The following is a 21,620-nucleotide window of genomic DNA, read 5'->3' as shown; positions in this document are numbered from 1 at the left end:
CGCGCCAGCCGCAACGGGCTGGCGCGGACCGGTGCCGTTTCGCACCCGCGCGCTCAGACGGTCTCGACCGAGGCCGCCGCGCCGGTCTCGACCCGGCGACGCCGGCTCGGCGCCAACAGGGTCGGGTGCCGCACGCACCAGGCCGCGATCGAGCAGATCAACTCCTTCATGCGGGCGGCCTTGCGGCCCACGTCGACCTTCGAGGTCGGCTGATCCTCCTTGGTCACCTTCTGCAGGATGGCATCGCGGCGGCCGAGGCTGATGCATTGGCTGTTGTAGCCGATCGGGGCATTGGGGACTTCACGTCCGGCCAACCGGGCGGCAATGGCGTCGGCACCCAGCCAGGCCATCGGGGAGGCGGTGGCGCAGCCCATGCGCAACGTCTTGCCGCCCACTCCCGCAGCGTGCGCGGCATCGCCGATGGCGTACACATCCGGGTGCGAGACCGAGCGCTGGGTGGCGTCGACGACGATCCGCCCGGTCGCGGAGACGGTGAGCGTGCTGGCGGCCGCGATCGGGTGCACGTCGAATCCCGCTGTCCAGACGGTCATCTGCGCGAGGATCTTCGCGCCCGACCGGGTGGCAACGCCATCTTCGGCGACCCGGGTGACGTCGGCCTGCTCGTGGACGGTGATACCGAAGCGTTCGAACGCGCCGCGCAGGTGGCTCTGCGCCTTCTCGTCGAGCCAGTCGCCGACACCGCCGCGCGCGGCCACGGCGACCTTCAGATCCGGGCGCGCCTCGGCGATCTCGGTGGCGATCTCGATGCTGGTCAGGCCGCCTCCCACGATCAGCACGGTCTCGTCCGCCCGCAGCTGGTTCAGACGTTCCCGTAGCCGTAGCGCGGCCTGCTTGCTTGCCACCTGGTGGGCGTGCTCGACGACGCCGGGCGCACCGAAATCGGCGACCGTACTGCCCAGGGCGTAGACGAGTGTGTCGTAGGCGAGGGTCTCGGCTCCCTGCTCGCCGATCAGTTCGACGGTCTTGCGGTCCGCGTCGACCGAATCCACCCACGCGATGCGCACCTCGACGCCGGTGCCCGCGAACATCTTCCGCAGTGAGCGGACCGGCAGGTCCTGCCCGGCGGCGAGCTGGTGCAGGCGCACCCGTTCGACGAAGTCGGGATCGGCGTTGACCAGCGTGATCTCGACGTCGTCGCGGTGCAGTCGCTTGGCCAGGCGGCCGGCGGCTGTGGCTCCGGCGTACCCGGCTCCGAGGATGACGATGCGGTGCTTCATGGTGTTGCTCCTGTCTCGGTGGGTTCGGAACTTGAACCGGACAGCCGCACGAATGCTGACAGGAATCGACTGTGATGCGCGTCACCACAAATCGGGCAGGGGTGCTCCCGGCGCGTACGTGGCCCACTGGCGATTGGCGTACGCCAGCTTGTCGGGGTTGGCGTGGGCGTGCACGGCGGCGATGCCGTCGACGGTCGCCTCCAGCACCACGACGCCGACGATGCGATCCTCGGCCACCACGACCAGCGCCGGCCTGCCATTGACGATCGCGGCGAACGCCGTGGGCTTGCCGCCGAACCTGTCCCGCTTGGCATCGGAAGGTTTGAAGGCGAGCCGCAGGAACTGCGCGATGCGCTCGGCGCCGACGAGCGGCCGGTTCAAGGTGGCGTAGAAGGCGCCGCCGTCGCCGATGATGGTGGCGTCATCGGTGAGCAACCGCACCAGCTTGTCGGTTCGGCCGCTGATCGCCGCGGTGAGGAATTCCGCTACAATCACGCGGGCGGCGGCCTCGTCCACCTCGATGCGCGCCCGTTCCACGGCCAAGTGCTGTTTGGCGCGGCGATAGACTTGCTGGCAATTCGATTCGGTGATGTCGAGCAGGTCGGCTATCTCGTGGTGCGGGTAGCCGAAGGCTTCGCGCAGCACGTACACCACGCGCTCCTTTGCGGTGAGCCGCTCCATGAGCGTGAGCATGGCGATCGACACCGATTCACGCTGTTCGACGGTGTCGGCCGGGCCCAACATCGGGTCGCCGGCCAGCACCGGCTCCGGAAGCCATTGCCCCACATAGGTTTCCCGGCGCGCGGGCCGAGGTGAGCTGGTTGAGGCAGAGATTGGTGAGCACCTTGGTCAGCCACGCATCGGGCGTCTCCACGTATTCACGGTCGGCTGCCTGCCAGCGCAGATACGTCTCCTGCACGGCGTCCTCGGCATCGCCGGCCGAGCCGAGTAGGCGGTAGGCGATCGCCTCCAGGCGCCCCCTGGAGCTTTCGAACAGATCAGCCTCGCGCGTGAGCAACATGTCAGCCATAGTCGGCCATGCACATCGGTCGCGTCCAGCCGTACCGGGCTTCGCATCCACGCGGATCGGTTCCAAAAGAAAATGACCAGCGTTTCCGCTGGTCATCTGTGGAGCCTAGGGGAATCGAACCCCTAACCCCTGCTTAGCGGACGGGAACCGGTGAGGATTTTCACTGGTTCCCGTTTCTGCGTTCTACCTGCCCCGACACTGCTATCAAGCTTCCCATTGGTTCCCGGAAAATTCGGTCGATCTTCACTGAAAACGTGTCGTTAGCGTGTCAGCGTCAAGTCACTCCGCACATCGCGAGTCACCGTGCACCGCAAACCCTGGCCGCCCCACCCCTCCCCTCCCGTCTGGTCTCGCACCGCAACGCTCCGTCGCTCGGGATGTATACGGATTCCCAGGGGTATTTTCTCCGGCGGTGACACGACGAGTGGGCTTGAGGATGCGCTGCCAAACCGTCACATCGAGGAACGTCTGATCCGGTTCTCCGGAAAGAATGCGTTGGGATACGTGCCGGGGACCTTCCCGCGCTCCTGTCGGATCTGGGTGTCCAGTTCATCGAACTTCCGCAGCAGTGCGACGCCGTCCAGTGCGGTCTGACGGTGTTCCTCGAGGATGTCAAGGAACGCAACCCTTGGATCGCCGTTGCGGAGGATTTTCGCCGCCTGGTGCATCGCCCTATTGCGGGTCCTAGCCCATTCCCAGATTTCGTCGATGACAACACGGAAACGTGGATCGCTCTCCACCTGAGGGGCTGCGAGCTTCGGGTCACCGTTAAGGAGCCGCTTGCAAACTTCTCCAACTGCGACGGGCACGATCGACTCTGCCCGCAGGATGTGGGTGTACCGGCTGGAGAGACGATCACCGAGCAAGGAGTCCAGAACGGCAATGGCTTCCAGGTAGTGGCAGGTGTCGATGCATTTCACAGCCCAGTCGTATGCGGCCGTGTACCGGTCAAGGCGCTGATGCCCCAGCTCGGGACCACGGGCCTTTTCTCGTACCGGTTTGGCCACGACTCCCCCAATTCGATTGTGGTGCTTGATCATCGCCATGGTACTGAGCGGAACCACGCGGCGACCCTGGAACCCGTACAGGCTGGGTTCTGCTATGCGAGACGCTGTTGCTGCACGGGGGTAAGGGGTACCTCCCTACCTACGCTTCTCCACTTCGGCCTGGATCAATACGCGGGCCGCTTCGCCGTAGACCGCCTGCGCGGCAAGCTGGGTGAACAATTTGCCGTACAAGGCGATCTCACGCGGCTGGCTGATCGACAACTCGGCGGTTACCGTCTCCGCCTGCACCAGCCGGTTGTCATAGATCACGAAGCCGTTAGGTGCCAGCGCCTCAATCACGTTGCGGCGCGGCACAATCCCAATGCTCACCCGTGGCAGCGCCATCACCGATAGCAGACGATCCAGCTGCCCAAGCATCACCGAGTCGTTGCCCAACGTGGTCTGTAAGACCTGCTCGGCAATCACGAACGAGAACCGACGCGTGCCGTGGTACAGCACTTGTTGCCGCTCAATTCGCGCGGTCAGTCCCTGTTCAAGGTCGTCAGGTATGGCATTGAACCTGATGACGCAGGTTAAGACTTCCTTGATGTACGCGGGGGTCTGGAGCAGTCCCGGCACCAATGATGGCTCGTACCAGCGCATCGCGCGGGCTTCAGCCTCTAGCTTCACTTGTACTTTCTGACGGCGCTTCGTACCGGTGCCGAGAATGCGCCGCCACTCCATGTACGCAGCCTGAAGGTTCCGCAGCGTCGCGATCAGATCCGGCAAGTGGTCACGACTGTCGGTGTGCTCGCACCAGGCGCGAAGGTCTGCCTCAGAGGGGGTTTGCTTGCCGTACTCGATGCGGCTCGTCTTCGATTCGTGCCAGCCCGCGAGTTCAGCGAGCCGCCGACCGGTCAGCCCGGCATCGCGACGAAGCTCCCGGAGCCGAATACCGAGAGCTTCGCGTGCCTCATGAGCTGCGCTTGTCACTTAGAGTTCTGGCTCCCGTAGTCAGCGAGCGGAATAGCCCGCTCCCACACCCGGTCTCGCACCTCCCTGATATAGCTTGCGATCCGTGGATCGGTGGTGACCGCACCCCCGACGAACTGTCCAGTCGGCTCGAACACTGTGAATGCCACGGTTTTGTCGTCCATCAACCACCAATCATCGGTGGTCAGGAGATCAGCGTCGATCAAGTGCCGAGGCAGGTACTTGATTTCTTCTCCTGCAACAGCATTGCAGTCGATAGCAACCTTCAGCGCGAAGCGGGTGTAGTCGGTGTGCGGAACGGTGATCACGCGGGCTCTGCGAACCTGCACCCCTCGCACGGTCATCGACCGCACCAGATCCAGCCAATCCTGCATCCATGAGTAGTCGTCGGGCTGCCCAGCGAGGTACCGCTGAAACGGCTCGGACTCCTCCGGTGTCTCGTAGGTATCGAGCACCTCGAGATGGAACGCCTCCCGCTGGCAAGGATCGAAGAACGGCTCCATGAATTCCTTACCTTGCAGCAGCAACACCGTAGAACGTCCTCTCGCGCAGCGGCACCTCGATGGCAGTCTCATCTTCGTACAGGTCGAGCTGCGCCAGCGTCTCAGGTTCGGTCACCGCGCGCCCGGTCAGTCGGAAGGTCCCGCGTCCGGTGTCTGCCAGATGGACACCGATGAAGGTGTCCGGCTCGACGAAACCTATTAGTAGATGGGGAATTTCAACAGTCTCCGGTTGATCAGTGACCCACCCTTGTATGAGAAATGTGCCGTGGTCGGTGACGTAGACGGATGGGCACCCGTTGCCAGTCGTACCGCCTTTGCCTAGAAACCGAATTGCGTTGGCCTGTTCAGGATTCATGGCCATTCCTCCTGTTGGTATGCAGCACCTTGCGGATAGCACCTCCAATGGTCCGCTGCCATTGTCGGTCTTGCAGTAGTTCGGAAGAACATGTGCAAGTTGCCGCAAGCTTCTGGAATTGCCGCGATGTGGCCGTTTAGCGTCAGGTCAGGCGCTCGGGGCCGATGCGGTCGGCCCGGTCCCGATCACCCAACAACGGCTCAACCGCGAACGGGGATCAGATGGCGCTCACCGCATCCGAAGCCAAGGTGCTCGGCGCGCTTGCCGGATTGACACCTACCGAAGGTCTTACCGTCCGGCAGCTGCGTGAACGAACTGCGTTGTCAGCCGGGACGATCCGCGCTGGGTTACACCGGATGACCTACAACGGATTCACAGTCAGCACCCGCCAAAGCCCGGTGGTGTGGAGAGCATCCGATCTCGGCCGATCCCTCGTTGCCAGTTACCCGGCGCTGCGGGAATTCATGCCACCGAAGGTCATGCGATGAGACCGCGACCGACCGCTGTCGGCTACATCTGTCGTGAGGTGTCCGGTGTCCGCCAGGAATGGGATGAATTCAGGGTCCGCAGTCTCGCAGCCAGATTCGGCTACGACTACGCCAAAACCATCGTGCTCGGCTCAGGTACCGCTGACCGTATCGACCAGTTGATCGTCAGTGTCCGGCGTGTCGATGCCGAGGCCGTATTCGTGCCCAGCGAAGCGCATTTCATCGCTGGTCGTGTCCCGACCGAGCTGATTCGGATAGCTGATGTGAACACCGTCGACAGCGAGAACACCTACGCCCGCTGGATCGACACCGACGAGGCCAATGCCGCGACGTGTGGCAACGCGGTCCATCTCGAAGTGGGAACCGAGCAACGGAGGGAGGTGCAGAGTGGATGAACTGACCGAGCCCGGCCCGCAGGGACAGGCTCACGACAACTGGAACGTCGCGGTGAACGGCGATGACGACGGCCAGGACGACAAGCCGCGCGGCACACGGCGGCGCTAGCAGCTCGGATCGACCCGGGCGACAAACCTCAGTTCCAGTGCGTGGGCCAATCGCTCCAACATGCCGATAGTGGGTGTGCCGCCGCCGGATTCCAACCGGGACACCTCGGGCTGACGCAGCCCGGCACGCTGGGCCAGCTGCGTCTGGGTGAGTCCGAGTTCGAGGCGGCGTTCGCGGATGGCGTTGGCGAATTGAATTCGATTGCCAGCCGTGCTTCCGCACGCCCGGCGTTGTACTCGTCGGCGTCGAAGTCCGCTCGGTTGACCCTCGAGCTCCGTAGCTCGTCCATGGACGTGTGCTCAGCCATCTCCGTCTACCTTCTTTCTATCGAAGCTGACTCGGGCATGCTCATGCTCGACTTCGCACACCTTCTGCAGCACCTTCGCCCGGCTCACCTCCGCGGTCTCTCGGATGCAGGTGGAGCCCGGAGTTCCCGCACCCCGTCGCCAAGACTGGGGGACCACGGCTCGCCCAACGTTTCCGCGTTCTCCGCAAGCATCCCCACATACGTGTCGACGCGACAGCGCCAGACATTCACGGGGGCGGTCGCCTTTACAGAATAGGTCCGAAATGGGACATTATCTGTCATGACCGAGAGTGACTTCGTCAGCCTGGAAGCTGCGGCAACAGCGCTTGGGATTTCCATTCGGCACGTTCGTCGCCTCGTGAATTCTGGAAACTTGACCCAGGTCGCCCGTGGAGTGCTAGAACGCGACTCGGTGGATCGCTACCTGATGTCGCAGCGCCAGGGTCGAACTCGCTCGTGGGCCGAGCATACGGCGTGGGGAGCAATCGCAGTCCTGTCCGGCGGAGAGGCCGACTGGCTCGGCCCGACCCAGATCTCGCGGGTCCGACGTACGCTCCGGGAACTGGTAGACCCGAGTGAACTGGTTTCACGGGTCCGCGACCGCGCGCACGTGCGAACATTCACGGCCCACCGCGCCGCGCTGCCTCGGCTTCGCGCAATTGTCCTGCGCCCCAATATGAACGCTCTCGGCATCGTAGACAGCGGAGAAGACCAAATCGACGGCTACATCGCCGCACAAGAACTCGACAATGTGATTCGGACTCTTGGGCTCCGAGCCGAGCCCTCCGGTGACATCACCCTGCGTGTTACCGAATTCGACTTCGACCAGGTCCGCAAGCTCGTTTCCGCCAGCGCCGTCGTCGCGGCGCTCGACGCCGCGACCGCACTCGATCCGCGTATCCAGGGAGTCGGACAACGCGCTCTCACCGAGATGCTGGAGGCATACCGATGAGCGATCAACCACAGCGACCAACAATCGACATCGCTTCCCTGCCCGGCGGCTGGCCACCACCGTGGCCCAATGTCGCCGAACTGGCCGACACGCTCCCTCGTGACAACTGGACTCTGGTCGGCGGGCTCATGACCCAGCTGCACACAATCCATCACGGTATCGGCATCGTCCGCCCGACCAATGACGTCGACATTGTGCTGCATATCGAGACCCGGCGTGGCATTCCGTCTGCTTCGGCGACCGCACTCGAAAGCCTCGGCTATCGACTGCAGCCATCGATCGACCCACGCAATAACACCGCGCACCGGTTCGTTCGCGGAACGACAACCGTCGATCTCGTCGCGGGTGCCCCGACAGAGGAACACGTCGACGTCCTAATCTCCGACCATCCGGCACCCAGGGTTGTCGAACGACTCCGCGGCCGCGAAATGGTTCGCATCGAAGGTGGTACCCAAGCGCTGCGCCGAACCATCAACGCACGCATCGAGATAGCAGCAGGCGTAGTCGCCAACATCTCCGTGCCGCGCCCATACGGTGCCGTCATTCTCAAAGCAGCGGCTTATACGACGGATTCCCGAGATCGGGACCGGCACCTTTACGACGCCGCCGCGCTGCTGGCATGCATCGAGGATCCGTTCGCGGAACGTGCAGACTTCGCCGGCTCTGACCGACGCCGAATCGCCATGCTGGCCACCCACCTCGTACCCGAACACTCCGCGTGGCGCGCACTGCCACGCCAGCATCGAACTCAGGGCGAGACCGCCTTGGCCATCTTGGCCAACCAGGACCCAGCAATGGGGCTTTGATCGAAAGCAGAACCGACTACACGCACCAGCAGCGGACCGGCAGCGAAACCACCACACCGAGAGGGGTCCGGGGGCGAAGCCCGCCGGGTGGGGCTTGGGGGCTCCGCCCCCAAAAAACACGCGAAACGAGAAAGAGGCCCACGCCCTCCGTGGGCATGGACCTCCATCGAGTGGAGCCTAGGGGAATCGAACCCCTAACCCCTGCCTTGCAAAGGCAGTGCTCTGCCAATTGAGCTAAGGCCCCGAGTGGGGACAGAATCCCCGTGGGGAATGAATCCCCGAAACTTGTTCAGCGGGTGGTGACCTCGTGCCAGAGATCCGCATCACTGCGCTGGCGCAGTTTGCTGATTCCGAAAACCACTGCGGCGACAAGACCGATTGTCAGAAGAATTTTCATGAATCCCACCCTACAGAGATGTTCGGGAGTGGGCCTAGGAGGACTTGAACCTCCGACCTCTTCGTTATCAGCGAAGCGCTCTAACCGCCTGAGCTATAGGCCCTCATCTCGGTCCCGAGTGTGTAACTCGAACCGAGGCAGAAGGTTACCGTACCACTGCTGGGATAAGCAAAACGGCCGGTCACGGGCTCGGGAGAGCTCGCGGGACCGGCCGTTTCCACAGCTGTGGAAAATGCTGATCTAGTCCGGATCGGCCAGGGTCACCTGGACGCCACCGACCAGATCGGTGCAGTTGTTGTAGACGAACACACCGACCGTGGACAGTGCGGTGAAAAGCACCACATTGATCAGGCCGATCACGCCCGCGTAGCCGAACACCGTGCCCGCGTCCACGATCGCCGAGGACGAACCGCCGTCGGACACAATGTCGGTGAAGGTGGAATTCATTCGCTCCCAGACGCCCATGCCCTGCAGCACCAGATAGAGCAGACCCACGGCGAGCATCCACACGAAGAACAGCGCGACGCTGATTACCAGCGACACCTTCAGGGTGGACCACGGGTCGATATGGCGCAGCTGCACGGTCGCCCGCAGCGGCTCGCCATTGGAGACGGCCTGCTGCACCGCTGCCGGAGCCGACGGTGAGACCGGACCCGGTACCGCCATGGCCGGAGCCTCGATATGAGGCGGCAGTGGGTGCCGCAGATCCGAGAGGTCCGGCATGTCCTTGACCAGTTCCGGCCGGGCGATGCTGCGGGTCGGTCCGTCGATACCGACGGACTTCACCATGGCGGCCTCTTTACGGGCCGCCTTTGCCGCCAGGTCGGTGGTGGTGCGGGCATTGGACATCCCGGAATTGAGGCCGCCGCCACCTGAGGTGTTCGGCCGCCCCGCCACCGGCGCCTGTCCCGGGCGATACAGGTTGGACTGCGGTTCCCGCTGCGGTAGCTGGGACCAGCCCCCCTCGTCGTAGCGGGAGTTGTCCCCGGTGGCCTGGTCGGCCGCCTGCTGCTGCTCGGGTGCGGTCACATCGTTCGGATCGTTCAGCCGTCCGGAAGTCTGGCCGTCCGGCGTGAAATCGCCCGACTGACCCGACATTTCGGGCGTTTGCGGCTGCCCTTCCGCCGATCCCGGCCGCGGAATGGGGCGCGGCGGAATCGGGGACGGTGCGATCCTCTCGGTCACACCGTTGGCATGCTGCCGCTGGTCATTCGGCTGATTCGGAGTGGTCAATGGTGAATCCTTCGATCCGTTGTGCCGCCGCTGCTGTCGAGAAAACTACTGCTTCGTCGAATCACTGGCATCGTCTTCGCCGGAAAGCTGGTCTGGCTCATCGGCGTTGCGCGCGATAGCAAGCAACGTATCGCCCTCGCCGAGGTTCATCAATCGCACGCCCTTGGTTTGGCGTCCGGCTTTGCGAACCTGGTTCGAGATGGTCCGGATGACACCGCCGCCCGACGTGATGGCGTACAGCTCGTCATCGTCATTGACGATGAGTGCTCCCACCAGACTGCCACGTTTCGGGTCGTACTGGATGGTCAATACGCCCTTTCCACCACGACCCTGCGCCGTGTACTCCTCGAGCGCGGTGCGCTTGGAGTAGCCGCCGGACGTCGCGACCAACAGGTACCCCTCCTCACCCTCGTGAACCACGTTGAGCGACAACAGTTCATCGTCGGTATTGAAGCGCATGCCCTGCACGCCGGAGGTGGCGCGGCCCATTGGACGCAATATCTCGTCATTGGCGGCGAAACGGATGGACTGGCCGTGCGCGGAAACGAGGAGCAGGTCATCGTCTGCGGCGCAGAGTGCCGCACCGACCAGTTCGTCGTCTTCGCGCAGGTTCACGGCCACGATGCCGCCGCTGCGGTTGGAGTCGAAATCGGTCAGCTTGGACTTCTTCACCAGGCCCTTGCGGGTGGCCAGCACCAGATAGGGAGCGTCCTCGTAGGTCGTGATCTGAATGACCTGAGCAATCTTCTCATCCGGCTGGAACGCCAGCAGGTTAGCCACGTGCTGTCCGCGCGCCGTGCGCATGGCCTCCGGCAGCTCGTACGCCTTCACCCGGTACACCCGGCCCTTGTTCGTGAAGAACAGCAGCCAGTCGTGGGTGGAGGTGATGAAGAAGTGCTTGACGATGTCGTCCTGCTTGAGACCCGCGCCCTGCACGCCCTTACCGCCGCGCTTCTGCGAGCGGTAGAGGTCGGTCTTGGTGCGCTTGGCGTAGCCGGTCTCGGTAATGGTGACGACCACGTCCTCGCGGGCGATCAGATCCTCGTCGGCCACATCGCCATCCGCCGAGATGATCTTGGTGCGGCGATCGTCACCGTACTTGTCGACAATCTCCTGCAGCTCGTCGCGCACGATGGCGCGCTGCCGCTCCGGCTTGGCCAGAATGTCCTTGTAATCGGCGATCTCGGCCTCGATCTTGGCCAATTCGTCGAGGATCTTCTGCCGTTCCAGGGCGGACAGGCGACGCAGCTGCATATCGAGAATGGCTGTCGCCTGGATCTCGTCGATATCGAGCAGCTGCATCAGGCCGGTGCGAGCGGTATCGGTATTGGCCGAGCGGCGGATCAGGGCGATCACCGCGTCCAGCTGATCGAGCGCCTTCACCAGACCACGCAGGATATGAGCGCGTTCCTCGGCCTTGCGCAGCAGGTACGTGGTCCGTCGGATAATGACTTCCAACTGGTGGTTCACGTAGTACCGGATCATCTGATCCAGGCGCAGCGTGCGGGGCACCCCGTCCACGATGGACAGCATGTTCGCGCCGAAGCTGGTTTGCAGCTGGGTGTGCTTGTAGAGGTTGTTCAGCACCACCTTGGCGACCGCGTCACGCTTGACCGTGATGACGATGCGCATACCCACGCGGTCGGAGGACTCGTCGTGGATATCGGAGACGCCGGCGATCTTGGCGTCCTTCACCTGCTCGGCGATCGAGTTGATGAAGTTATCGGTATTGACCTGGTACGGCAGTTCGGTGATGACGATGGTGGTGCGCCCGCGGGCGTCCTCCTCGATCTCCACCACACCGCGCATCTTCACCGAGCCGCGGCCGGTGGTGTACGCGTCGTGAATGCCCTGCGTGCCCACGATCAGACCCGAGGTCGGGAAGTCCGGACCCTTCACGCGCTCCATGCACGCTTCCAGGGTGGCTTCCTCGTCGGCGGTGTGATTATCGAGGGCCCAGTAGATGGCGTCGGCCAGCTCCCGCAGATTGTGCGGCGGGATATTGGTGGCCATACCGACCGCGATGCCATTGCTGCCGTTCATCAGCAGCACCGGAATGCGAGCGGGCAGGACCACCGGTTCCTGGGTCTTACCGTCGTAGTTGGGGACGAAATCGACCGTCTCGTGGTCGATTTCGCGCAGCAACTCCATGGCCAGCGGTGTCAGGCGGCACTCGGTATAACGCATGGCGGCCGCGCCGTCATTACCGCGCGAACCGAAGTTGCCCTGGCCGTCCACCAGCGGGTAGCGCAGCGACCACGGCTGGGCCATGCGCACCAGGGTGTCGTAGATGGCCGTATCGCCGTGCGGGTGATAGTTACCCATGGTGTCGGCGACCGGGCGGGCCGACTTCACATAGCTGCGGTCGGGGCGGTACCCGTTGTCGTACATCGCGTACATGATGCGGCGGTGCACCGGCTTGAGGCCGTCGCGCACCTCGGGCAGCGCGCGGCCCACGATCACGCTCATGGCGTAATCGATGTAGGAGTTCTGCATCTCCTGCTGGATGTCGACCGGCTCGATGCGGTCGCCACCATGCGGAGGCAGCGAAGTCTCAGTCATGAATTGGTCTCCATGGGAAGTCTGTCGAGTTGGACCTCGGGCACGTGCCTCGCTTACACGTCGAGGAAACGAACATCCTTGGCGTTGCGGGTGATGAAGCTGCGGCGCGCCTCGACGTCCTCGCCCATGAGGATCGAGAACAGTTCGTCGGCCGCGGCGGCGTCATCGAGGGTGACCAGGCGCAGGACCCGAACGGTCGGGTCCATGGTGGTCTCCCACAGCTCCTTCGGGTTCATCTCACCGAGACCCTTGTAGCGCTGGATACCGTCGTCCTTGTTGATCTTCTTGCCCGCGGCCAGACCGGCCTCCACCAGGCCGTCCTTCTCCCGATCGGAGTAGGCGAATTCCGGTTCGCTGCGCTGCCACTTGAGCTTGTACAGCGGCGGCTGCGCCAGGTACACGTGCCCCTGCTCGACCAGCGGGCGCATGAAGCGGAACAGCAGGGTCAGCAGCAGGGTCGAGATGTGCTGACCGTCCACGTCGGCGTCGGCCATCAGCACGATCTTGTGGTACCGCAGCTTGGCGAGGTCGAACTCGTCGTGGATGCCGGTGCCGAACGCGGTGATGATCGCCTGGACTTCGTTGTTCTTGAGCACCTTGTCGATACGGGACTTCTCGACATTGATGATCTTGCCGCGCAGCGGCAGAATCGCCTGGTACATGGAGTCCCGGCCGGATTTGGCCGAACCACCGGCGGAGTCGCCCTCCACGATGTAGATCTCGGACTTGCTCGGATCCTTGGAGCGGCAGTCGGCCAGCTTGCCCGGCAGACCACCCAGATCGGTCGCGCTCTTGCGGCGCACCAGCTCTCGGGCCTTGCGGGCCGCCATCCGCGCCTGCGCCGACGAAACAGCCTTGGTGACAATGGTCTTGGCGTCGGCCGGATTGGCCTCGAACCAGTGCCCCAGGTGCTCGTTGCAGGCACGCTGTACGAACGACTTCACCTCGGTATTGCCGAGCTTGGTCTTGGTCTGACCTTCGAACTGCGGCTCGGAGACCTTGACGCTCACAATGGCGGCCAGGCCCTCGCGGATGTCGTCGCCGGTGAGGTTGCCGTCCTTCTCCTTGAGGAGCTTCTTATCCTTCGCGTACTTGTTCACCACCGTGGTGAGCGCCGCGCGGAAGCCCTCCTCGTGCGTGCCACCCTCGTGGGTGTTGATGGTGTTGGCGAAGGTGTGCACCGACTCGGAGTAGCCCGAGTTCCACTGCATGGCCACCTCGAGCTCGTGCCCGGTGCCCTTACCGGTGAACGCCACGATCGAATTGTGGATCGGGGTCTTCGTCCGGTTGATGTGCTTGACGTAGTCCTCGAGCCCACCCGGGTAGTGGTAGGTGCGGGTCTTCACCTTCGGCGTGGCGGCGGCCGCGGCGGTCTCGTCGGCGTGCTTGGGCGCCTCGGCGGTATCGCTGACCACCTCGTCGGTGACATCGCCCTCGGAGACCCGCTCATCGGTGAGGGTGATGGTGAGTCCCTTGTTCAGGAACGCCATCTCCTGCAGGCGGCGGGCCACCGTCTCGAAGTTGTAGGTGGTGGTCTCGAAGATATTCGGATCCGCCCAGAAGCGGATGGTGGTGCCCTTGCGCTTGGTCGTGTCGCCCTGGACCAGCTTGCCCGGCTTGGAGTCCTTGTACTCCTGGCTCCAGTGGTAGCCGTCGCGGTCGATCTCCGCCTGCAGGCGGGTCGACAGCGCGTTCACCACGGAGATACCGACACCGTGCAGACCGCCGGACACCGCGTAGGAATCGGAGTCGAACTTGCCACCGGCGTGCAGCTGCGTCATGACGACCTCGATGGTCGGCACACCCTGGGCGTGCATTGCCACCGGAATACCGCGGCCGTCGTCGACCACCTCGACGCCGCCGTCGGCCAACAGCGTGACATCGACGCGGCTGGCGTATCCGGCCATCGCCTCGTCGACGGAGTTGTCGACAACTTCCCAGATCAGGTGGTGCAGGCCGCGCTCACCGGTGGAACCGATGTACATACCGGGGCGCTTACGGACGGCCTCGAGGCCCTCCAGCACGGTGATATTGGAGGCATCGTAATCCCCCTGGTTCCCTGCCTTGGCCGGGGTCGAGCCACTTGCGTTGGAGTCGTTGGCAGCCACTGCTCGGTAGCTCTCCTTACTTGCTGATCCTCCGGTGCAGCGCGAGCAGCACGCGTGCGGCACCAACTCGGGTCTGCTCGAGAATTACGGGTGCACGCGCGGGCTCTGCGGAACGCGCCGGAGGTATCGCCGCTAGTTACCCCACCATCCTACTGGTAGACCCGACACAGAATGCACCTATGACACCCCTGAATGGAACGCAGGTGCGTGAAATCGACCATCAATATGTCGGGAGATAGGCGGCAGCGCTCGAGTGAGCCTCAGCGGGCGCGTGCCATATCGCCACAGAAGACGCCACAAAGTTCACCAGCAACTCGCTGGAACGTCGGGGGTTCGCTGGCACGCACGACGGTGGCGATCTACCCCGAGCCTAGTCGCACCCACCGACAGGTTCCACGTGAAACCGCCGCCTGAACAGCAGGTTTCGATCTTCGGACGCTCGCGCCCACTGCTGAGGGCGGTGGCCTACCCGTAGGTGTCGCGGGGACCGCGGCCCTTGATGTGGCGGTCACCCTTGCGCCAACTGGGGGCGGCCGGGCCATTGATGCGCAGAGAGGTCACCACGCCGTGGCCGACCGCGCGATTGATCTTGGCGAGAATGTCGGACTGCAGCATCCGCAGCTGTGTAGCCCAGGCGGTCGACTCGGCCTGGATATTGAGGATGCCGTCCTTCAGCGTGACCGGCTCGGCATGGGCGGCGATATCCTCACCGACCACCGCGGCCCAGCGGCCGAAGACCATCCCCTCGGCGACCTTGCCCGACCAGCCTCGACTCTTGGCGAGTGCTCCGGTCAGCGCGGCGAAGGTCTGGGGATCACGGTCGTCCGGACCCGCTCCCGACCACCCCGAGCGACGACGACGGAGAGCTCGAACCCCGCCCTTACGCGGCGAGGCCCGCCCCTGGCCGACCGACTTTCCGGCCGCCCGTGCGGCGGCGCGAGCTTCTTCCAAGGCCCGACGCGCGAGATCGACGCCACGCAATTCACCGTCCGGCCCCGCACCGCCCGACTGTCCGGCAGACTGCTCCGGCTGTTCGGCCATGCTTGTCCGCCTCTCCGCGACTTCAGCGCGCGGCTCCGAGCCGCTGACCGTCGTGCACGCGCGCCGCCTGTTGGGTGCCAAATCTACTTCAGGGGTACCCGACGAGTTACCCCGATCCTTACGAGATCAGATGTCGCGTCCCGAGCGTCCAGACTAGAGCCGCCGACCGACAAGTACACGCCAGTGGTTGAGGCTGGCCGACTGATTTCGTGAGGTTCGGGGTAACTCGCCGGGTACGCCCAAAATCGGCTCGGCTCCCAACCGGCGGCACGCGTGCATGCCGGGCAGCGGCTCGGAGCCATGCGCTAAAGACTCGGGGAGGCGGACAAGCGGGAGGCGCGGTGGTCGGCCTCGCCCGTGGTTTCCACGCGCAGTGGATTGGCTTCGAGTTCGGCGGGCACATCCTCGGCGACGGCCGCGGTGATGAATACCTGTTCGGCGGTGGCGGCGACGGTGGCCAGGGCGGTGCGGCGGCGGCGATCGAGTTCGGCGAAGACGTCGTCGAGGATGAGCACCGGATCGCTGCCCTCGGCGCGCAGCAATTCGAAGGCGCCCAGGCGCAAAGCCAGTGCGAAGGACCAGGATTCGCCGTGACTGGCGAAACCCTTGGCCGGTGCCGAACCGAGCATGAGATCCAGATCGTCGCGGTGCGGGCCGACCAGGCAGACCCCGCGATCGAGTTCCTTGGGACGGGCTGTGGACAACTCGCGCAACAGGATTGCCTCGAGAACGTCCACATCGTCGCTCTGTGGCACGCGGGCGGGGTCCAGGAATTCCGGCGGCAGGCTGGAACTGCGGTAACCGATTGTGGCGGGCCGAGATTCGGGCGCGATGGCCGAATACGCCTGTGCAAGGTGTGGATAAAGTTCGTGGACCAGTCGCAGCCGCTGCGCGAGCAGCACACTCCCGTGCGTCGCCAGGTGACCGTCCCACACGTCGAGGGTGCTCAACTCCGCGCCCGAACCACCGCGACCACTCGAACGCCCGTGGCGACCGGCGGTCTTCAACAGTGCGGAGCGCTGCCGCAATACCTTGTCGTAGTCCGCGCGCACCCCGGCCAGGCGCGGCAGGCGCGCGGTGGCCAACTCATCCAGGAAGCGCCGACGCTCGGAAGGATCACCACGTACCAGCGACAGATCCTCCGGCGCGAACAGCACGGTCTGCAGAATCCCCAGGATCTCCCGCGTCCGCCGCACCGGGGACCGGTTGATCTGCGCGCGATTGGCGGTGCCCTGATTCAGCTCCACATCGATGCGCAGCTCGCGGCCGGTATTGACCACCGTGGCCCCGATCCGGGCGCGCTGGGTGCCGATCCGGATCAGCGGCGTGTCCGCCGATACCCGGTGTGAACCGAGTGTGGACAGGTAGCCGACCGCTTCGACCAAGTTGGTCTTGCCATTGCCATTGGAGCCGAGGAAAACCGTTCGACCCGGGGGCAATTCGAGTTCAGCCTGCTCCCAGGAGCGGAAATCGAGCAGCGACAGCGCCCGAATGTACATCTACTCCACCGCGTCCGTCGCGCCAGAAATATCGCTGTCCGAGATATCTCTGTGGAAAACCCGTGTGGCACGGGGGAATCCGCTGAAAGATGACGAACTCCCCGCTCGCACCGACTTTTTCACAGAGTTGTCAACACTGTGCACAGACTCTCAGCCCGGAAGCCGGACCGGCATCAGCAGGTAGATGTAGTTACCGACCAGTGCCGGGAAAGCGCCCGAATCGAGCGGCTCGGGATCGGCCTCCGGCGCCGGCAGCAGCACCGCGGGACGGCTGGGCGTGGTGAATCCGAAGATCACCCGATCCGAACGCAGCGCGGACAGACCGTCCACCAGGTAGCCCGGATTGAACGCGATGGTCAGCGCCTCACCACGGAAGTCGGCCTCGATCCACTCCTCGGCGCGACCGGCATCGTCACCGCCCGCCGACAACAGCAGGCCCTGATCGGAGAACTCCATTCGCACCTGTGCGCCACGCTCTGCCACCAGCGCCACACGCTTGATGGCCTCGGTGAGCGCGCTGACCGCCAGGGTGGCGATGGAGGTGTGCTCCTTGGGGAGCAATTGGCGGAACTTGGGGAACTCCGCGTCCAGCAGCCGGGTCGTGGTGCGGCGCCCGCCGTTCACGATGCCGAGCAGGCCGTCGGAGCCGGTCCCGAACGCCAACTGCACCGGCTGATCGGAGGCACCGAGCGTCTTACCCGACTCGGACAGGGTGCGAGCCGGGACCAGCACCGCGGTCTCCACATCCGCGCGGCCCGGATTCCACTCCAGTTCGCGCACAGCGAGCCGGAAGCGGTCGGTGGCCGCGAGAACTACCTTGGGGCCTTCGATTTCGACCCTGATGCCGGTGAGCATGGGCAGCGTGTCATCGCGTCCCGCGGCCACGGCTACCTGGCCGACCGCCTCGGAGAACACATCGACCGCGAGCTCACCGGTCTGGGGAGGAAGTTCGGGAAGTTGGGGATAGTCCTCGACCGGCATGGTGGGCAGCGAGAACTTCGCACTGCCGCACTGGATCAGTACGCGAGTGCCGTCCACCGAGACATCCACCGGCTTGTTGGAGAGCGCCTTGGTGATATCCGCCAGCAGGCGACCCGATACGAGAACCTGTCCGCCGCCCGCGACTTCGGCCGCCACCCGCATCTGCGCGGAGACCTCATAGTCGAACCCGGAGACCGTCAGGCCGTCTTCATCCGCCACGAGGAGCACGCCGCCGAGTACAGGCACTGGAGGTCGCGAGGGCAGGCTGCGAGCCACCCACGCAACGGATTCGGCGAAATCCTCGCGAGCGACCCGAAACTTCATGCTTGCCAGTTCCATCGCCCGGTGTGTCCTCTCCCAATCTCGGTCGTGATCTGCATCGGCTCGTCCAGCGCGGCTAGTGCACAGGGCTGCTGGTGAATCGGTGCCTACAAAAGTCTGGCACAGGCAACCGACACCAAACCGTACCCGCGCAAGGGCTAGTCGCCAACGTCGACCCTCCGAGCGGTTTTCCGGTGTCGAGCATCCGAGGACCGAGCGGGACGTGGCACGAGGCACTGCGACCGATGCGCGATGGCTATGGGTTGCAACGCATGGGGCTCCGTGAGCGATGTGCCTGTGCACGAGAGACCACTTCGTCTTGTCCAGGCCGCTGTTCGAGTGTGGAGTGCGCTGGGTCGAACCGTGCGCTCCCAAACCGAGTTTCCACACACCCTGTTTTAAAGAAGAGTTCTCTAGGAGAGAAATCTAAGTAGTAATAGGTCGTGTGGAATCTGTGGACTTCGCCCATTTCCGCAGGTGAGAGCGCGCGGTGGCGTGTGGATGTCCGTGGAGTGACTCGAGGATGAATGCGGAGCGACTGTGGAGATCCGAAGTTGTCCCACATTCATCCTCGAGTCGTCCTCGAGTTGTTCCACCGTTCTGGCCCAGTCTGCCCACATGGGAGCGAATCCGGGGACAACTCGAGGATTCCTCGAGGACCTGACAGGGAGTCCTCGAGGAATCCACAGGGCATAACTCGAATCCTGGCCGGTCAGGCCCCGTGCATGAATCTGCCTGTGGGAACTGTGCACTACCGGCCGTGCACAGCTGTTAGCGGAGGCCTGGTAGCAAACCGGTGGACAACAGTGGGATTCCTCGAGGAATCCACAGAGTTTCCTCGAGGAATCCTCGAGGAATCCACAACCCCGAAAACACAAGACCCCCACGTCAGAAGACGTGGGGGCCTGTGGACTGTGGATCAGCGCGAACGCTGTTTAATTCGGGCTGTTAGTTCTTGAACCTGGTCGTAGACTCGGCGCCGTTCGGTCATCTCCTTGCGCACCTTCTTCTCGGCGTACATGACCGTCGTGTGGTCACGACCGAAGGCCTGACCGATCTTGGGCAGCGATAGGTCGGTGAGCTCTCGGGACAGGTACATGGCGATCTGCCGGGCCTGCGCCAGCGGCCGCGCCTTACCCGGACCGGTCAGCTCCTCGAGGGTGGTATTGAAGTACTCCGCCGTCACGGCCATGATCGTGGCCGCGGTGATCTCCATGGTGGCGGTATCGGGCATGAGATCGCGCAACACCATCTCGGCCAGGGGCAGATCCAGCGGCTGACCATTGAGCGAGGCGAATGCCGTCACCCGGATCAGCGCACCCTCCAGCTCCCGGATATTGCGCTCCACCCGGCTGGCAATGAGCTCCAGCACGTCGTGCGGTGCGTCGAGGCGGTCCATCCGGGCCTTCTTGCGCAGGATCGCGATTCGCGTCTCCAGCTCCGGCGGCTGCACATCGGTGATGAGGCCCCATTCGAAGCGGGTGCGCAGCCGCTCCTCCAGGGTGGCCAGCTGCTTGGGCGGGCGGTCCGAGGACACCACGATCTGCTTATTGGCGTTGTGCAGCGTATTGAAGGTGTGGAAGAACTCCTCCTGGATGCCTTCCTTACCCTCGATGAACTGGATGTCGTCCACCAGCAGAATGTCGGTCTCCCGGTAGCGGCGTTTGAACGCCACCTTCCGGTCGTCGCGCAGACTGTTGATGAAGTCGTTGGTGAACTCCTCGGTGGATACGTACTTGACCCGCATCCCGGGGAACAACCGCTGGGCGTAGTGACCGGCCGCGTGTAGCAGGTGCGTCTTCCCCAAACCCGAAGCGCCCCAAACGAACAGCGGATTGTAGGCCCGCGCCGGAGCCTCCGCGATGGCCACCGCGGCCGCATGTGCGAACCGGTTCGAGGCACCGATGACGAAGGTTTCGAAGGTGTACTTGGCGTTCAGGCTGGCCGAGGACGACGAGGGCGTGTCGCGCTCGGGGGACTTATTGAAGTAGGTCGGCCACGAGTTGCGGGCATTGACGACCGGCTCGTCGTCATCGGTCTCCACCGGCCGCCGCGCGGCGGGCATCGGATCGGGTTCGGATTCCGGCTCTGCCGGGAACAGTGATTCCTGGCCCGGCGGCAGCTGCTGGGAGCGATGCGGGGCTTCCCGTCGCCGCTGCTGGGGCTGCTGCTGCGGCGACATCTGCTGCGGCATCGGCTCGGGCATGCGCTGCATGGGTTCGTTCATCGGCTCCGACATGCGCTCGGGCATGCGCTCCGGCATCGGCTCCGGCAATTCCTCGGCCATCTGCGGCTGACCGTAATCCACAGGTGCATAGCTATCCCGGTCCGAATACTCCGGAGGATCCAGGTAGCGCGGCGATTCGGCGTACTCCTGCTGGGCCTGGAAGCGCGGAGCGGGACGTTCGGCCATCCGGGGTTCCGGTGCCGACGAATACTGCGGCGGTGCCTGATGCGGCTCGCGCGGGCGCTCCGGACGGGAGGTCATCCGGGCGTGGCGAGGGTTCGGCGCGCGATCGGCGGGCGGGTGCTGCGGTGCGGCGATCCGCACCCCGAGGCCCTCCACCTGGGGGCCGAGCCGACGCGCCAGAGAACGCAGAATCGGCTCTCTCAGATCGCGTTCCACGACCTGCTGCGCCAAGGGTCCGGATACCGAGAGCAGGGCGAACCCCTGCGCGAAGGTGATCGGCGTAATGAGCCCCAGCCAGGCTTTGAGCGCCTTGGAGACGGGCTGGATCTCACCGTCGGTGGAACCCGCGGTGAGTTCGGCCACGACATCGGGCCATACGGCGGTCAACTCGTTCTGCTCGGCGTCCACGAACGTCGTCCTCCCCGGAGTAGTCGATAGGAGCAGACGGTCGGCGCTGCTCGGATCCCCCACAGTCCGAGCGTCGGCAAAGCACCGTCGGCCCTACGAATATGCCACTCCAGGGGTCTTTCCACACAATTATCCACAGATGTGGACAACCTGGGGATATGCGGGGCGACGCGGCGGTTCCCCCGAATCGGGCGTATACCTGCGGTTCTTCAGCAACCGTCGAGCAACCGACGGGTGATTCGCTGGGCAAGCCGTGTGAAGGACCGTACACGAGGACCCGCCGCGAGACGAATGCCCTGGAAAGACGTGTCGCGCAGTGGCGCTGGGCCGAATAGGCTGAGGTGGCGGTAGCGGTGGGCTGTCGATCTGGACCGCTGACCAGCAGCGCGACGGTCATCACCCCACCCCGAGTTTGACCCTCGATCACGTGATCAGTACCCTCGTACAGTCACCCTATGGTGCGGTGGCGGCTGTCTGCTGCCCGTGCCTGACAAGGGT

General features: G+C 64.2%; 20 protein-coding genes and 2 tRNA genes. 4 read left to right on the top strand and 18 right to left on the bottom strand.

All coding sequences use genetic code 11. The annotated features are described in order from the left end of the window. Positions 1–53: 53 nt before the first annotated feature. The 7 genes from NU1_RS01420 to NU1_RS01395 form a co-directional block, all read right to left on the bottom strand. Positions 54–1,238, bottom strand: coding sequence for an NAD(P)/FAD-dependent oxidoreductase (locus NU1_RS01420; protein WP_067516493.1), 1,185 nt, complete (start codon positions 1,236–1,238; stop codon positions 54–56). Between the two features lie 81 nt (positions 1,239–1,319). Then, positions 1,320–2,000 (bottom strand): sigma factor-like helix-turn-helix DNA-binding protein, encoded by a 681-nt coding sequence (locus NU1_RS01415; protein WP_245719894.1) that lies wholly within the window; start codon positions 1,998–2,000, stop codon positions 1,320–1,322. After that, positions 1,948–2,259, bottom strand: a complete 312-nt coding sequence (locus tag NU1_RS42955; protein WP_245719893.1) for a sigma factor — start codon at positions 2,257–2,259, stop codon at positions 1,948–1,950. The genes NU1_RS01415 and NU1_RS42955 overlap by 53 nt, the downstream gene beginning before the upstream one ends. A gap of 461 nt (positions 2,260–2,720) precedes the next feature. Next, entirely contained in the window at positions 2,721–3,314 is a 594-nt protein-coding gene (locus NU1_RS01410) for a hypothetical protein (protein ID WP_157551925.1), read from the bottom strand. A 96-nt stretch (positions 3,315–3,410) separates the two neighbouring features. Further along, on the bottom strand, positions 3,411–4,247 hold the full coding sequence (locus NU1_RS01405; RefSeq protein WP_067516490.1) for a helix-turn-helix domain-containing protein: 837 nt from the start codon (positions 4,245–4,247) through the stop codon (positions 3,411–3,413). Further along, positions 4,244–4,777 (bottom strand): DUF6879 family protein, encoded by a 534-nt coding sequence (locus NU1_RS01400; protein WP_084520877.1) that lies wholly within the window; start codon positions 4,775–4,777, stop codon positions 4,244–4,246. Before NU1_RS01400 ends, NU1_RS01405 begins: the two co-directional genes overlap by 4 nt. Then, on the bottom strand, positions 4,758–5,105 hold the full coding sequence (locus NU1_RS01395; RefSeq protein WP_067516587.1) for a hypothetical protein: 348 nt from the start codon (positions 5,103–5,105) through the stop codon (positions 4,758–4,760). The genes NU1_RS01400 and NU1_RS01395 overlap by 20 nt, the downstream gene beginning before the upstream one ends. Before the next feature lie 221 nt (positions 5,106–5,326). Here NU1_RS01395 and NU1_RS41040 point away from each other — a divergent pair, with 221 nt between their 5' ends. Further along, on the top strand, positions 5,327–5,593 hold the full coding sequence (locus NU1_RS41040) for a hypothetical protein (protein WP_157551924.1): 267 nt from the start codon (positions 5,327–5,329) through the stop codon (positions 5,591–5,593). Next, entirely contained in the window at positions 5,590–5,988 is a 399-nt protein-coding gene (locus NU1_RS01390) for a hypothetical protein (protein ID WP_067516488.1), read from the top strand. The genes NU1_RS41040 and NU1_RS01390 overlap by 4 nt, the downstream gene beginning before the upstream one ends. Positions 5,989–6,093: 105 nt before the next feature. Here the strand turns inward: NU1_RS01390 and NU1_RS39920 are convergent, their stop codons facing one another. Next, positions 6,094–6,294 (bottom strand): helix-turn-helix domain-containing protein, encoded by a 201-nt coding sequence (locus NU1_RS39920; protein ID WP_084520876.1) that lies wholly within the window; start codon positions 6,292–6,294, stop codon positions 6,094–6,096. 720 nt (positions 6,295–7,014) lie between these two features. Here NU1_RS39920 and NU1_RS41035 point away from each other — a divergent pair. Next, positions 7,015–7,356 (top strand): hypothetical protein, encoded by a 342-nt coding sequence (locus tag NU1_RS41035; RefSeq protein WP_157551923.1) that lies wholly within the window; start codon positions 7,015–7,017, stop codon positions 7,354–7,356. Then, positions 7,353–8,162: a nucleotidyl transferase AbiEii/AbiGii toxin family protein gene (locus NU1_RS01375; protein ID WP_067516482.1), complete on the top strand. Its 810-nt coding sequence runs from the start codon at positions 7,353–7,355 to the stop codon at positions 8,160–8,162. Before NU1_RS41035 ends, NU1_RS01375 begins: the two co-directional genes overlap by 4 nt. Positions 8,163–8,333: 171 nt before the next feature. On the opposite strand, the gene NU1_RS01370 is transcribed toward NU1_RS01375, so the two are convergent. From NU1_RS01370 to dnaA, 10 genes are all read right to left on the bottom strand, one after another. Then, positions 8,334–8,406: transfer RNA gene (locus NU1_RS01370), tRNA-Ala, on the bottom strand. 45 nt (positions 8,407–8,451) lie between these two features. Next, positions 8,452–8,559, bottom strand: a complete 108-nt coding sequence (locus NU1_RS42655; protein WP_212761990.1) for a DLW-39 family protein — start codon at positions 8,557–8,559, stop codon at positions 8,452–8,454. A gap of 29 nt (positions 8,560–8,588) precedes the next feature. Continuing rightward, a tRNA-Ile gene (locus tag NU1_RS01365) sits at positions 8,589–8,662 on the bottom strand. A 137-nt stretch (positions 8,663–8,799) separates the two neighbouring features. Then, entirely contained in the window at positions 8,800–9,792 is a 993-nt protein-coding gene (locus tag NU1_RS01360) for a DUF3566 domain-containing protein (protein ID WP_067516480.1), read from the bottom strand. A gap of 45 nt (positions 9,793–9,837) precedes the next feature. Next, positions 9,838–12,354, bottom strand: a complete 2,517-nt coding sequence (gene gyrA / locus NU1_RS01355; protein WP_067516478.1) for a DNA gyrase subunit A — start codon at positions 12,352–12,354, stop codon at positions 9,838–9,840. A 53-nt stretch (positions 12,355–12,407) separates the two neighbouring features. Further along, on the bottom strand, positions 12,408–14,462 hold the full coding sequence (gene gyrB, locus NU1_RS01350) for a DNA topoisomerase (ATP-hydrolyzing) subunit B (RefSeq protein WP_067516476.1): 2,055 nt from the start codon (positions 14,460–14,462) through the stop codon (positions 12,408–12,410). A gap of 465 nt (positions 14,463–14,927) precedes the next feature. Then, entirely contained in the window at positions 14,928–15,503 is a 576-nt protein-coding gene (locus tag NU1_RS01345) for a DUF721 family protein (RefSeq protein WP_067516474.1), read from the bottom strand. Between the two features lie 305 nt (positions 15,504–15,808). Further along, positions 15,809–17,002: a DNA replication/repair protein RecF gene (gene recF / locus NU1_RS01340; protein ID WP_067516472.1), complete on the bottom strand. Its 1,194-nt coding sequence runs from the start codon at positions 17,000–17,002 to the stop codon at positions 15,809–15,811. Between the two features lie 150 nt (positions 17,003–17,152). Then, entirely contained in the window at positions 17,153–18,322 is a 1,170-nt protein-coding gene (dnaN, locus tag NU1_RS01335) for a DNA polymerase III subunit beta (protein ID WP_067516470.1), read from the bottom strand. Between the two features lie 901 nt (positions 18,323–19,223). After that, the gene (dnaA, locus tag NU1_RS01330) at positions 19,224–21,122 is read right to left on the bottom strand and encodes a chromosomal replication initiator protein DnaA (RefSeq protein ID WP_067516468.1); all 1,899 of its coding nucleotides are present in this window, start codon (positions 21,120–21,122) and stop codon (positions 19,224–19,226) included. Positions 21,123–21,620: the final 498 nt, after the last annotated feature.

This window comes from Nocardia uniformis NBRC 13702 (genome assembly GCF_001613345.1).
Taxonomy (GTDB): Bacteria; Actinomycetota; Actinomycetes; order Mycobacteriales; family Mycobacteriaceae; genus Nocardia; species Nocardia uniformis.
Note: the sequence above shows the minus strand (reverse complement) of the source record. Positions and strands in the feature narration are given on the sequence as shown.

Bases quoted from the DNA above. Each gene is read 5' to 3' on its own strand.
- NU1_RS42955 (WP_245719893.1), bottom strand. From the start codon at position 2,259: ATGTTGCTCACGCGCGAGGCTGATCTGTTCGAAAGCTCCAGGGGGCGC.
- NU1_RS41040 (WP_157551924.1), top strand. From the start codon at position 5,327: ATGGCGCTCACCGCATCCGAAGCCAAGGTGCTCGGCGCGCTTGCCGGA.
- NU1_RS01390 (WP_067516488.1), top strand. From the start codon at position 5,590: ATGAGACCGCGACCGACCGCTGTCGGCTACATCTGTCGTGAGGTGTCC.
- NU1_RS01375 (WP_067516482.1), top strand. From the start codon at position 7,353: ATGAGCGATCAACCACAGCGACCAACAATCGACATCGCTTCCCTGCCC.
- gyrA (WP_067516478.1), bottom strand. From the start codon at position 12,354: ATGACTGAGACTTCGCTGCCTCCGCATGGTGGCGACCGCATCGAGCCG.
- dnaN (WP_067516470.1), bottom strand. From the start codon at position 18,322: ATGGAACTGGCAAGCATGAAGTTTCGGGTCGCTCGCGAGGATTTCGCC.
- NU1_RS01410 (WP_157551925.1), bottom strand. From the start codon at position 3,314: ATGGCGATGATCAAGCACCACAATCGAATTGGGGGAGTCGTGGCCAAA.
- NU1_RS01420 (WP_067516493.1), bottom strand. From the start codon at position 1,238: ATGAAGCACCGCATCGTCATCCTCGGAGCCGGGTACGCCGGAGCCACA.
- NU1_RS42655 (WP_212761990.1), bottom strand. From the start codon at position 8,559: ATGAAAATTCTTCTGACAATCGGTCTTGTCGCCGCAGTGGTTTTCGGA.
- recF (WP_067516472.1), bottom strand. From the start codon at position 17,002: ATGTACATTCGGGCGCTGTCGCTGCTCGATTTCCGCTCCTGGGAGCAG.
- NU1_RS01395 (WP_067516587.1), bottom strand. From the start codon at position 5,105: ATGAATCCTGAACAGGCCAACGCAATTCGGTTTCTAGGCAAAGGCGGT.
- NU1_RS01345 (WP_067516474.1), bottom strand. From the start codon at position 15,503: ATGGCCGAACAGCCGGAGCAGTCTGCCGGACAGTCGGGCGGTGCGGGG.